The sequence below is a fragment of the Enterocloster sp. 210928-DFI.2.20 genome (assembly GCF_020554465.1).
GTDB lineage: Bacteria > Bacillota > Clostridia > Lachnospirales > Lachnospiraceae > Enterocloster > Enterocloster bolteae.
The window spans coordinates 1-11,327 of the sequence record NZ_JAJCHK010000062.1 but is presented as its reverse complement, the minus strand read 5'-3'; the positions used below and the strand labels follow the sequence as shown (position 1 = coordinate 11,327).

The 11,327-nt window shown below is 48.8% G+C and carries 16 protein-coding genes; all 16 read right to left on the bottom strand.

Translation table 11 applies throughout. From position 1 onward, the window contains the following. Nucleotides 1–344: DUF6751 family protein (locus tag LI015_RS27410; RefSeq protein ID WP_227126729.1), on the bottom strand; the 344-nt coding region annotated here is incomplete at its 3' end. A 1-nt stretch (nt 345) separates the two neighbouring features. Further along, nucleotides 346–717 carry a hypothetical protein gene (locus LI015_RS27405; protein WP_002566827.1) on the bottom strand — a complete coding sequence of 124 codons (372 nt, stop codon included), beginning with the start codon at nt 715–717 and terminating at the stop codon, nt 346–348. Nucleotides 718–731: 14 nt separating this feature from the next. Beyond that, nucleotides 732–1,922 carry a phage major capsid protein gene (locus LI015_RS27400; protein ID WP_002566828.1) on the bottom strand — a complete coding sequence of 397 codons (1,191 nt, stop codon included), beginning with the start codon at nt 1,920–1,922 and terminating at the stop codon, nt 732–734. A 14-nt stretch (nt 1,923–1,936) separates the two neighbouring features. Beyond that, nucleotides 1,937–2,470: a phage scaffolding protein gene (locus tag LI015_RS27395; RefSeq protein WP_054355204.1), complete on the bottom strand. Its 534-nt coding sequence runs from the start codon at nt 2,468–2,470 to the stop codon at nt 1,937–1,939. A 442-nt stretch (nt 2,471–2,912) separates the two neighbouring features. Then, nucleotides 2,913–4,697 carry a phage minor capsid protein gene (locus tag LI015_RS27390; RefSeq protein ID WP_227126728.1) on the bottom strand — a complete coding sequence of 595 codons (1,785 nt, stop codon included), beginning with the start codon at nt 4,695–4,697 and terminating at the stop codon, nt 2,913–2,915. Nucleotides 4,698–4,709: 12 nt separating this feature from the next. Then, the gene (locus LI015_RS27385) at nt 4,710–6,089 is read right to left on the bottom strand and encodes a phage portal protein (RefSeq protein ID WP_118019314.1); all 1,380 of its coding nucleotides are present in this window, start codon (nt 6,087–6,089) and stop codon (nt 4,710–4,712) included. A 14-nt stretch (nt 6,090–6,103) separates the two neighbouring features. Continuing rightward, on the bottom strand, nt 6,104–7,483 hold the full coding sequence (locus LI015_RS27380) for a PBSX family phage terminase large subunit (protein ID WP_227126727.1): 1,380 nt from the start codon (nt 7,481–7,483) through the stop codon (nt 6,104–6,106). Then, a complete protein-coding gene (gene terS / locus LI015_RS27375) occupies nt 7,467–8,183 on the bottom strand; it encodes a phage terminase small subunit (protein ID WP_227126726.1) in 717 nt (238 codons plus the stop codon). Before terS ends, LI015_RS27380 begins: the two co-directional genes overlap by 17 nt. A gap of 81 nt (nt 8,184–8,264) precedes the next feature. Next, entirely contained in the window at nt 8,265–8,807 is a 543-nt protein-coding gene (locus LI015_RS27370) for a hypothetical protein (protein ID WP_227126725.1), read from the bottom strand. Between the two features lie 380 nt (nt 8,808–9,187). Continuing rightward, the gene (locus tag LI015_RS27365; protein WP_227126730.1) at nt 9,188–9,769 is read right to left on the bottom strand and encodes a helix-turn-helix domain-containing protein; all 582 of its coding nucleotides are present in this window, start codon (nt 9,767–9,769) and stop codon (nt 9,188–9,190) included. Then, nucleotides 9,769–9,987 carry a hypothetical protein gene (locus LI015_RS27360; RefSeq protein ID WP_002570540.1) on the bottom strand — a complete coding sequence of 73 codons (219 nt, stop codon included), beginning with the start codon at nt 9,985–9,987 and terminating at the stop codon, nt 9,769–9,771. Before LI015_RS27360 ends, LI015_RS27365 begins: the two co-directional genes overlap by 1 nt. 9 nt (nt 9,988–9,996) lie before the next feature. Further along, nucleotides 9,997–10,239, bottom strand: a complete 243-nt coding sequence (locus tag LI015_RS27355) for a hypothetical protein (RefSeq protein WP_227126724.1) — start codon at nt 10,237–10,239, stop codon at nt 9,997–9,999. A gap of 64 nt (nt 10,240–10,303) precedes the next feature. Beyond that, nucleotides 10,304–10,501, bottom strand: coding sequence for a Lar family restriction alleviation protein (locus LI015_RS27350; RefSeq protein ID WP_117566232.1), 198 nt, complete (start codon nt 10,499–10,501; stop codon nt 10,304–10,306). Nucleotides 10,502–10,527: 26 nt separating this feature from the next. Further along, nucleotides 10,528–10,887 (bottom strand): hypothetical protein, encoded by a 360-nt coding sequence (locus tag LI015_RS27345; protein ID WP_173875314.1) that lies wholly within the window; start codon nt 10,885–10,887, stop codon nt 10,528–10,530. Nucleotides 10,888–10,919: 32 nt separating this feature from the next. Further along, nucleotides 10,920–11,096, bottom strand: a complete 177-nt coding sequence (locus LI015_RS27340; protein WP_227126723.1) for a hypothetical protein — start codon at nt 11,094–11,096, stop codon at nt 10,920–10,922. A 16-nt stretch (nt 11,097–11,112) separates the two neighbouring features. Continuing rightward, on the bottom strand, nt 11,113–11,295 hold the full coding sequence (locus tag LI015_RS29120) for a Lar family restriction alleviation protein (protein ID WP_227126722.1): 183 nt from the start codon (nt 11,293–11,295) through the stop codon (nt 11,113–11,115). Nucleotides 11,296–11,327: the final 32 nt, after the last annotated feature.

Genomic DNA, 11,327 nt, shown 5'->3' with positions numbered 1-11,327 from the left:
CTGCCATACAGCCTTTCATCTACTGTGGTCACCGTCAGGAATCTATGGGCCGTCTTAAGGGCCGCCAGGGACTTTGACATGGCCTCCTGGCTGCTGCAGTCTACCTCATCCTCAATGATACCCTTGACAGCCAGGTCCTTGCCCTGGGTCAGTTTTATGGTCCCAGCCAGGCTTTCCATAGGGATGACCAGAAGGACAGATGTGCCCTCCCGCTGGCCAGTCTTAAGATAGGTGGACTGCCTCACGTCCTCCCAGTACACACCCTCTATGGGCATCCTGGTGTACATCTCAGTCTTCCCATTCTTGCTGTACAAGTACAGCGTTACATCCGCATTGATATACATATCACACCCCCTGATAACACAGACCGGTATGAGCCAGCCATTTCATAACAATGCTGCGCTGTTCCCTGCTGATTGCCGTAGCAGATTCCTGGGCACTGGCAAAACCGACTGAATATGTGCCAATCTTCTCCGACGTCTTCCCTCCGGATTCCTTCTGCTGCTTCTCCCTATGGTATTCGGATTCCGACAGTTCACAGCAGCACATCTGTACTTCCTCGGGAACATCTGACACACCTTTCAAGCGGTTGAATGTATACCGGTCAATGACCTGGCTGGCAGAACGTGCGTAAAAAAGGAAGCCAGCTGTGATGACCGGCTTCCTCCCCTTCAGGTAATCGTTGATATAGTACGTTTCGTCAGTGTATGCCCGCATCGCGCCCAGCCTCCTTACTGCTTAATCAAGGTTACATCCTTTGTCACTGCCTCAGCTGCCACAGTCACCGTCTCGGTAATCTGGCCGTATCCTGATTTCTTAATCTTCGCGGGGTATGTCCCTGCCCGCAGGTTAAACTCTGCCACACCGGACACGTCCGTTTTAACCCTGGAACCATTCACATCCACAATTGCCCCATCAATGGCTGCTGGTGTCTCGGCGTTGTCTTTAACTGTAAAGGTCACCTTCTGGGTTGTAACCGGGCTTGTAGGCTCCAGGTAAGCGAATGGACACCCTAAACGGTCTTCATCCATCCGGGTTGCCGGGTTCGGCAGTGCCCAGCCCATACGAAATACAATTCGCAGCGCCACCATGTCCTGCTGGGCCAGGTTGTACTCAATTTCCTTCGTTACCGGGTCCTGAATCACACCCTGGTCAAGAATCTTCACCGTCACGTCCTGACGGATGGAATATACCGCCTGTTTGAAATCACCGACAATCAGCTGTGCAATAGTGCTGTCATACGCTCCGTTCTGCGGGAAATACATCGGTGCCCCATCCAATGCATAATTTGTGGACCCCTGCATGTCGGACTTAAAGATGAGACTGCCATCAGTTGACCGGATGCCCCTCAGCTTCGCCCTCATGGTCATGGCGGCCAGGGCTCCGGTAGCCATGTAGCCATCTTCCTCCACCTTGGAGATGACACCGCCTTCGCCCAGAAGCAGATTATAATAATCCGGACTGGATCCCACAGCCACATTGTTTCCCGCCTGTCTGGCCAGCGTGATAATGTCATTCTGCCAGTTACGCGGGCGGTTCACGCCAAAGATGATGGCGCTATCCACGCGCTGTCCAATTGCCTCATTGACCCTCGGTGTGATCTCACCGAAAATATCAAACTCCGCATCATCCAGCACTGCCTCCGGAATCGGCACAATGACTGCCAGCTCTGCGGCTTCAATGAATACATTATCCCAGGCCTGCCTGGTGGTCTGTTTCATGCCGGTATCACCGTCCACCCAATATGCGGTGGGAAGGAAGTCAAGTACTCTCATTCGTGTCTGGTTGCTTGTCATGTTCGGCAGCTTCCGTGCCAGGGACATGAAAGTGGACTGCTTCGGCGCGTCCTGGAAAATGGTTGAAATAACCTGCTCACGGATAATGGCCTCCGCGTCGGCCCTGCTTGTAATATTTACTGGCATAATCTAAATCCTCCTTATTCTCTGCCCAAGATACTTCTTAAGGCATTATTTGCTTGTGTCCTTGTGTCATCTGTTTTCTCACCACCTGGCCCAGGAGTAGGCGCAACCACCCGGGGAATACCGACGTCCTGAAACAGATAGCCCTTATCCTTCTTAACAGCTTCCAAAGCAGCCTTGATATCTGATTCCTGGTTCTTGCTCCCCTTCAGCTTCTCCACATCCAAGAAGGGCATAACTGCCTTGATGTCCCTGGGCTTAAACCCTTCTGCGGTAGTCTTCAGCAGATCGTTAAAATCCCGCTCCGCCAGCTGCTTCTGATACTCAGCGTCTTTATTGGCCAGGTCTGTAGTTAGGGTCTGTATCTTCCCCTGGAGCTCCGATATGTTGACGCCTTCAAAGCTCTTAAGGGTAGCCTGCGCCGTGGAAAGCTGGGTTTTGTATGTGTCCCTCTCCTGCTTAATCCCATTGATGTCTTTGCCATATTCGGCCATGACATAATCAATCTGTTCCTGGTTTAACCCCTTTGCCTGTAAATCCTCTGTTTTCATCTTCTTTTCCTTTCCTGTCCGTCCTTAGGTTATTTGTAGGTGTGTAACCATCCACCAACGGCTGACTGTTTTAGGTCTTATCATCTGACCGGTTTTTAAACATAATAAAAGCACCTGACTAATCAGATGCTTCGCTCTCCCATTTGTATTTATAATCCTTACATATTTCCTCGGGCGGCTTTTGAGCCGATACAATTTCTCTTGGTACACCTTGCGGATATACCCTGCATTTCATACCCATTTCACAGTATTCACATTTAAGGCATATAGGAATTACAATCACTCTGATTCCTCCGTCCTCTGTTTCCATAATGGCCTATACAATCCTGGCCGCACCAAGTGATAATTCTTTAAATAATATGTCCGTTCAGTTTCATACTCTTCCGGGCTCATATCATCGCGCCAGAAAGGCACCTCCTTCAATGTGGCCGATGCCCAGCCGCTACTTTCGCCTACCGTCATATTCCACAAGCCCCTTTCCTTTTGTGTAATCCTTTAACAGATTCTCTACAATTAATGATTCTCTACGTATACTTCTCTCCGACATAGGTATTATTCCGGCTCTGACCTGTCGATTCAGATCATTTAATTCTTTCTCATATAAATCATCAAATATAACCGATTTTAAGACATCGCCAGAACGTTCCGCAACATATTTGACACCATCATTTCTTGCTGCTATCATAACAGGTATTTCTCTTGTTGTCAAAAGTGTCCTCATATCCGGTTCCGAAAAGGAACTGTCCGTGTTATGGTTATGAACGAACGCATATTGTGCATCCGGATTCTTGTCTAAATGCTTCCAGAACCGGTACCCCACCTCATTCTCCATCTGGTTCGTTTCATAATACTCCACCACTCCTGTTTCCAGATTTACCAAATACATGTGTTCGTATCCGTCCGCACCACCTTTTTGTGCAACATTTCTTATTGCTTCGGATAGCCCATTATTCACTACATCTGTATATCCATCAAGCTTTACACTGTAGTCATTATCCGGATGATATCCGACTTTCGTATTAGTATTCCTAATGGCTTCATTTGCGCCCGCCTCCAGTTTTGATATCTTTAACCGCTCCCGTTGTTGCCGCAGGCCCGTTTCCTTAGAAAAATCCACATAGGTCTTATTGGTCAGCCGCAACCGGCACTTAGCAGCAGTGATATCTTCCTTGTCTGCTTCAGCCTTTTCCAGAAGTTCCACATCCTGCTTTTGCTTACGGATGGTCCGCTCCAGGCGGCGCTGATGCTGCAACGCCGCATAGGTGTCATATTCCCGGCCTTTATATACCTTTTTCTCATTTTCCTTCTGATTCTGCTCTGCCAGCCACTCATCCGTGTATTTGCGCTTGCTTATGCCCGGTATAAAGGCAAAGGCGATGTGGTAACAGTTAATTCCTCCAAAGCCAAGCATCTGCCCTTTTCCGCAAACGGTCCGCATCTCCTCACTGCTATAGACCTTCCCCTGCCAGCGCTGGTGGTTCTGATAGCCTGTCCCAGTGTTTCTGGCCCCCATGTGCCAGTCCACCTCGCAGTAGTCTGTCTGCAGTGCCTCCATGTTCTTCTCGTTGACCTTATCTGTCATCTGGGCCACGCCCGTCATCACCGCGCGCCTTGCTGCCACCTCAATCCGGTCAGACTTTCCAGATGCATAATCCACCGTCCGGATGCCGCTGGCCGTCATCTCGTCAATCACCTCACCGATAGCCTGGCTGTATGTCCTGGCGCCGGTGGTGATTCCCAGCATGGCCTTGTCCAGGCTGCGCTCCAGGTATTCAGATAGTGGCGTGAATACCTTCTTGCTGCCGCCCATCGGCACGTTAAAACCTGTTGTCTGAGTGATGTTTTCCAGTGGCCGCAGGCTGTCCTTGGTCTGTCTCCTGGCAGCATCCACAACCTGCTGCAGCCATTGGTTGCTCTCATAGGACTGATAGTCCTTGCCAGCAGCCTCATAGATTGCCTTGTTGCGGATGTAGTCAGACTTGGCCGCCTGCTCATAGATGTCATCCACCTGAAGGCCCGCCTTTCTGATGCCCTCACCTAACAGCTGTTTAATTCGCGCCCGGCCTACTCCAATGGCATCCATCCTCACCAACAGCCAGTCAATGACCGAAGTAACCCGTGCAGCCTCCTTGATGCGCTGTATGATCTCATCCATGATGGACAACTCCAGAGCCGTCATGGTGCGTTCCAGTGGTTTGGGCAGCTTCTCCAGCTCCTCTGGTGTCAATCACATCACCGCCTATTCTTCTGTCATTGCCGGTTCCGGCAGATTCTTGACCGCCTCTTCCAGTGTTTCCCCATAATACTTAGCCCGATACTCTTCTAATCTCATAACTCCCATCGCTACATCCTTACGGTCCTGCTCCCGCTCAGTCTCTGCGTCAACCATCACACTGTCATCCCAGTCAGATGACACTTCGTAATCATTGCTGGCCGGAACCAATCCATATAATGCCGACCAGAAACTCATAGCATACACCAGGTCTTCTAAGGCATCCTGCAGGGCCATCTGGGTATCAGAGACCATCACATAAGAGCGCTGCTTGCTGGTCTTAATCTCAGTGGCTGTCTTATCCACGCTCTGTGGGTCTGACAGGGTGCCATAGGCCAGGTTACAGTTGAACTCCACCAGCTTTAGCTGGTTATTAAATCCGTTAAACAAGGCTGTGTCCCTTATTTCTGGGCTGAAGGTGTCAATGAAAGGCTTATCCGCGGCGCCCGTATTGTATTCCACGTTTCGGTATAACCGTTCCTTACCTCCCGGATACTCAAACTTGTCCCGGTCCTGGTTGTACTTTAGCAGGGAGGTGGCAATATGGACAGCCAGCTGTGTCCCCTCATACTCCCAGCAGATGTTGGAATAGCGCCTGTCTGCCTCCCGGATCAGGTCCACGGCCCTGGAAAACACAGATACGCCCAGTGGGCTGTCGGAATCGTCCGCATTGGCCAACGGTACCTTAAAGTACCCAAACAGCAACCGGTCTGCCCCCTCAAGTAGCAGCTCCGGAACCAGCTCCGACCACCTGTCTATGGAGCTGACCACCACTTCGCTGCCAAGGCTGTAATCATTTGTGGCCACAAATGCACGGTTGGTAATATGTACCCGTTTTCCCTGCAGCGTGTGTACCTCCAGCCTGGTATATATCTTCTGACCCTTCCGGAACTGCTCTGTGAATACACACTGCGTAATCCGACCGGAACTATCGAAAGACAACGGGAAGAAACAATCAGCCTGTACAAACTGTACTTCAATACCCTGCTGGGTAATGTACGGCTTCATCACCAGGCCGCCTTTAGCACATCCGTATTCGACATACCGGCGCAAATCCTTGATCACCTTACGCTGATATTGCTCATTCAGGTAATCCGCCGCCGTTCCACCTGTCACCTCAGATTTAAGCTCCAACGTCACCAGGCGCGCAATCTCTGAGGCAATGGCCGGCGCTAAGTTCGCACTGAGCACGTCCTTGTTATTCACCCAGGGGGACCGGTTCTCATACATCCGGGTCCACAACTCTATCTGGTTCGCCATCTGGGATGTCAGGCACACATCCACCTGCGTGTCCGCATCCTTATTCAGGACATTCGTGATTAAGTCCAGCATCTTTGTGAATCTCATCGTCCCCTCACCTCCTATCCATACTTTATGAGCCTGCTAATCTGCCGTTCAAACGTATACTCAAAGCTGTCCAGGCTGTCAATATCGCTTGTGCCATCATCTAAGCGGACATTCTTCGTCAATTCCTTTGGGTCCCACACGGCTGTACTCAGGGCATCCACAAGGCTCTGACACTCTCCCTGGACATAATAAAAACGCCCCTGTGCCATCAGTATGGCGGTGGCGTTAATCCTGTCATTAATTTCAGTCTTCAGTGCATTTTCTACACGTACCCATCCAAGTCCATGTTTACGCAGGCTGCTCCGGATGCCAGCTATCAGCGTCTGCTCTGCGCTGTCTGCATACACTGTTGTAATGTACCCGTACCTGCTGATAATCTTCTGGCAGAAGTTACAGAACATGGTCCCCAGCATTTCTGGGTCAATCTCTATCTGGTTCCCCTTCTCGTCCTTGCAGCCAATCCATTCTGATGCCAGGACAACCACGTTATGGTATCCCCTGGTAATGGCTGTGGCCGTGAAGGCATGGCCGGAACCACTGCCGCCAAAATCAATCCCCAGAATAATTTCCATGATGTCTTTAGGCTTATCTGTCAGGCGGAACGTGTACTGCTTGGTACTTGTATCATCAGCAAACCGGCGATAGATAAGGCCGTTGGCCACCACGCGCATTCCCTTGATGTCCCGGAGGTACCAGATACTGTTCTTATCATACCGGCTTTCGACCTCCCGCAGACGCTCTGTGGTAATGTTGATGTTGTCGTAGATGGTGCAGTGCATATAGTTGTATCCGCCCGGGAAGTCCCCTGCATCTGCCTGCCTTTGATACTTGTCTATATACTCCGCATAGATGGGTGCTCTTGGGTTATCCGGATTCAGGTCCCAGAACACCTTCAGGCGCTGGGCTGCCAGCTGACGGTTGAATGCCTCCTTGATGGTATTGTCATGATGCAGATTAATCTCAGTTGCAATCCACATGCCGTAGGAATTGCCACGGATTTTCTTAAAGCTGTCCTCCTTTGCTCCGCCTGCAAATATGATAATCTTCTGCCTACCGTGAGTCGCAGGGCCTTTGACGAATAACGCTTCATTGTCTTTGTACTTCCCCCAGTGGCATTGACCACGGAATATCCATTCAAGGCCAAAGCCATTGGCGTCACCGATATTAAGCTTGGCGTTGGCCATCGTGGATCCAGTGGCCAGGTGGATCCGGTCTGGTGTGGTTTTTAATTCATGGGCAAAGGCAAACACGTTATCCACTGTCTTGCCGGCACGGACCGCACCTTCCGCCACATTATACATGCAGGCTTCGCACCTGCGTATATAATCCTTGTGCTTCTCGGAAAAGTTGAACGGGATGGTCTTTTTCCTGACAAACCTATTTACCGCTGCCATAGATATCCCCCTCTATCTCATCCATGTCCTCCAGCTCCTGGTTGTTCCCGGTTAGCTTATCCGTCTGGGCCCGGAGCTGTGCAATCCGCGCCTTCTGCTCCTCACTGGCCAGCTCCCAGTTTTTATGCAGGAGCTCATCATACTGTTTGATAAGACCCTCCAGCGTCTTCTGGGCCCGGGCCTGCGCCTGCAGGAAATTTCCCTGCTTGTCCCAGGCCTGCTGTACCTCCCAGCGCTCCTCCGTGACCGTCTCCCCATCCTTATGGCCCACCTTCTCAATGGTCTTATCATTCCGGTCCCTCACATACATGATGGACTGCGCCCGGATGATTGCAGCATACGCAATCTGCACCTGGTCCCAAAGGATGTCTAGCGGGTCCGTGGGCATCTCCTGGATAATGGAAACGGTCTCCTCAGGCAGGTACTTGCTGAAGAAACCGTATTTTTCTGCGTTCTTATTCTGTTCTGGAGCTCCCCCTTCGTTACCAACAGCATTGCTGTTTCCAGGCTGCCCACCTTTCTTCTTAACCGAACGTTCGTTATTTTTATCCGAACGTTCGCTATCCCACTTATGGGTACATTTCCATCGGCGGACCGTCCCCTCCGGCAGGTTTAGTTGACTTGCAATCTCAACTAATTTGATGCCTTTCCGGTACATGGCCTTGGCCTGTTCTATTCTTGCATCTGGCGCCCTGGCCATGCCTCCTCACCTCATTTCGTGTTGTTTTGGGAATAGAAAAAGAGCCGCCCGGAGGTGACTCCTGCTTACTATTGAATAAAATCATTGTCCATGAGTCCAATAATACGGTGACATATAATATCCATTAAATTTAGGCCAGTAAATGCACTCAACCAAAATGATTAACGGAACAATTACAAGTAATAAATATAACAATAAACGAAATAATCCATTAAATGATGTATTTTCTTTATCTACGGCATTAATATCCTCCTGTGATGCTTTTTCGGTATTATTCACAATTTGATGATATAGTAGTTGTGCTTCGTTTGTTATTGAATCTCCTTCATTTACAAGTGTTTTTTCTATTTCTTCCTTTGACTTAGAAATCTTTTTTATCCTTTCTTGATAATTCGCAAGATTATTTATAACGGAGAATATTAACATAACCACGGAAATCATGATATTACAAAAAGGCAGTAGATATGGGTTTATTGCTTTAGAAAATATAAAGGCTACAAGCGAATAAGCTATTAAAATGATACTATAATAAATCAGTAAAAAATTGTACACCCTTGACTTCCTCTCAAGCCTCCCTATCATGTTTTCATAAATTAAAACTTGACGCCGCATTACGCTCCTCATACAAAATCCCCCCAACGCATTCATTTCTTTATCATACACCAAAATCTGACAAAAGAAAAGCCCCCGCCGCACTGGCAGGGACTCATCCAAAGGAGAAAATCTGTCTATGTATCTGGAAAACGTCATGGGGGATAAAACCAGATACCTCACCGGTTGTGTACCCTGCGGCATTGTCCCGTTAAAGTACAGGTCTGTCTTATGAGGGATTACACAATACCGGTTAGCCAGCCGCCAGGCTGTGATACCTGGCGGCCGTTGCTTAAATGGGGAGGGTGCAAAACCAATCAGCTTTCCGCTTCATCCAATTTTGCATATTACAATTATAAATCGTCCAAACGGACATGGCAAGGACACGATTTTGACATGCTCCTGTCAAGGCCCTAATCCAGCATAAGGGCGTCTGAACCAAAGAGGTATACACTAAGTATCCCTGTAAGCTCCGTTATCCACCGTCTGGCCGTCCGCTCTCCATATCCGTAAATCTCTGCAATATTCTCGTATGTCATCCCATCCAGATAGAAATACTTAAAGGCCAGATACTTCTCATGCGTATTTTTCCGACACTCCTCATCCTCCAGGAGCTTCAGGCACTTGTCTATGTGACCTATCATGACAACGCTCCGGAGCTTGCTCTTAAGAATGCTGTTGATAAAAATATCCTCCTCCGTGAACTCCTCCAGTTCTTCCCTATTGTCCATATCAGAAAGCTCCGCCACGCCCTCTTCCACACTCTGACAAATTCTGTTATAATTCTCCATCAACTTCTTAGTATTCTGGAAAATCTTTGTGCGCTTATTTCTCTGTGTCTGTTTCTCATGTTCTTTGACCGCTTCCTTTGCGGCCAGCCTTGCCACTTCTTCCAGTGCTTCTGTCTGTTTCACCGGCATCACCTCCTCCTGCATCCAGATGCGGACACGCCCAGCACCCGTACCGTATCCTGCCCTTGTTGTTGCGCTGACCATCACACCCGTGACGCCCGTTGTCTATGTAACATTGTCTCATAGTACCATATCACTCCCTTCGGCGGCTCCCGCAGCTCCGGAACCGGGCACAGGCTGGTGTACATGTAGGCCGGCGCCGTCCGGATGCGCTCCTTGATGGCCTCGTCGGCCTGAGCGGCCAGGGCCTTGCTGCGGTCGATGCGGCTGACCTTGGACTGCTTACTGCCTTTCTTTCTCATGCCTGCCTCCTAATCATCCGCATCAATCAATATCTCTTTCTCTAAATCTCCATCAGCATTCAGGATGTCCACCACAGCGGCCATAGCCATAGGCCTGTACTTTTTCTTTGGATACTGCTGGAACACTCCACCATCCGAGTTATAACCGTAGATATCATAATACTTGTTAGCAAGACGCTTATCCATCGGAATGGAACTGTTAGTCAGTTTCACCTTAACACCATCGGGGTATGTAAATATAATCTTCCACATGATTTAATCTCCCTTCGTATCGAAAATGTCAGCAAATTGATTCCTTCCGCAATTCTTTCAATCTCTAACTTTCATTTGCTGCCCTCCTGTTCCAGGCCTCGATTACAAATTCGACTGCATTTCCAGTAGGGGCCTTTCCAATCCATCCATCTGTCAACGCCTGTGTGGATGCCTTACATGTACCGCAAATTACCTTTACTCCATTATTAACATATAGATATGCCTTCTCTCCGCAAAACGGACATGGCTTCAACTCTTCCATTAAGTACTCCCTTCGTATCGCAAATGTCAGTTTGGTTCATCATGATATTTCAATGCCTGGCCGCAAGTTGGACAGAAATAATCATCATCCTCAACCACATCTGAATCACATACCGGACAGAGGCACTCTGCTTCATCACCAGCTGAATAATATGATTGATATGCTGGTGTCCACACCACCATTTTCGGCTCACTTTTGTCTTTTAAATATTGGACTTCTCCTGGCGTCAGGCCGGTATCCTCATAGGCTTTCAGCTTTTCTTTCTGTTGCAGCATGATTGCCTTCACCCGCTGCAGTACCGACAACGTAAAAGTATTATCCCGTTCGGCATTGGATTTTATAGCAGCGTCCAGCTCTATGATGTCTTTTTCAAAATCTCTTTCCATCCAGGCTCCTTTCTCCGGTTCTCCCAGAAATTTTAATTGTCCATAGTAACCACAACAATAACTACCGCTGACATAATAATTGCTGTGACTGATCCGCAATAAAAAAGAATATCTCCCACGCCCTTAAGCCCCGCTACATAAGCCACTGGTGATAACATGGCACACGCTAAAACTATCACGGCCACTATTTTAAAAATCAAATTTCCCATGTAAACCTCCTAAATACTAATTCACACGACTATTCCACCGTGCCATTGTTTCTTCTTTGCTTTCATCATGCCCTGCTGTGCAGTCACAGCCAAAATATGTCTGGCATTGCGGGCAAGCTACTCTGTATATGTTCCCATAGCATTTCGTTATTGTCGGAAATTCATTCCCACAAAATGGACAAGGCTCTAATCGTTCCATCTATGCTCCTTCCTCCGGTTCTCCCGGAAAAT

Coding starts and splice junctions, on each gene's coding strand:
- LI015_RS27405 (WP_002566827.1), bottom strand. CDS start 717: ATGCGGGCATACACTGACGAAACGTACTATATCAACGATTACCTGAAG.
- LI015_RS27400 (WP_002566828.1), bottom strand. CDS start 1,922: ATGCCAGTAAATATTACAAGCAGGGCCGACGCGGAGGCCATTATCCGT.
- LI015_RS27395 (WP_054355204.1), bottom strand. CDS start 2,470: ATGAAAACAGAGGATTTACAGGCAAAGGGGTTAAACCAGGAACAGATT.
- LI015_RS27385 (WP_118019314.1), bottom strand. CDS start 6,089: ATGAGATTCACAAAGATGCTGGACTTAATCACGAATGTCCTGAATAAG.
- LI015_RS27380 (WP_227126727.1), bottom strand. CDS start 7,483: ATGGCAGCGGTAAATAGGTTTGTCAGGAAAAAGACCATCCCGTTCAAC.
- terS (WP_227126726.1), bottom strand. CDS start 8,183: ATGGCCAGGGCGCCAGATGCAAGAATAGAACAGGCCAAGGCCATGTAC.
- LI015_RS27370 (WP_227126725.1), bottom strand. CDS start 8,807: ATGAGGAGCGTAATGCGGCGTCAAGTTTTAATTTATGAAAACATGATA.
- LI015_RS27365 (WP_227126730.1), bottom strand. CDS start 9,769: ATGGTCAGCGCAACAACAAGGGCAGGATACGGTACGGGTGCTGGGCGT.
- LI015_RS27360 (WP_002570540.1), bottom strand. CDS start 9,987: ATGAGAAAGAAAGGCAGTAAGCAGTCCAAGGTCAGCCGCATCGACCGC.
- LI015_RS27355 (WP_227126724.1), bottom strand. CDS start 10,239: ATGTGGAAGATTATATTTACATACCCCGATGGTGTTAAGGTGAAACTG.
- LI015_RS27350 (WP_117566232.1), bottom strand. CDS start 10,501: ATGGAAGAGTTGAAGCCATGTCCGTTTTGCGGAGAGAAGGCATATCTA.
- LI015_RS27345 (WP_173875314.1), bottom strand. CDS start 10,887: ATGGAAAGAGATTTTGAAAAAGACATCATAGAGCTGGACGCTGCTATA.
- LI015_RS27340 (WP_227126723.1), bottom strand. CDS start 11,096: ATGGGAAATTTGATTTTTAAAATAGTGGCCGTGATAGTTTTAGCGTGT.
- LI015_RS29120 (WP_227126722.1), bottom strand. CDS start 11,295: ATGGAACGATTAGAGCCTTGTCCATTTTGTGGGAATGAATTTCCGACA.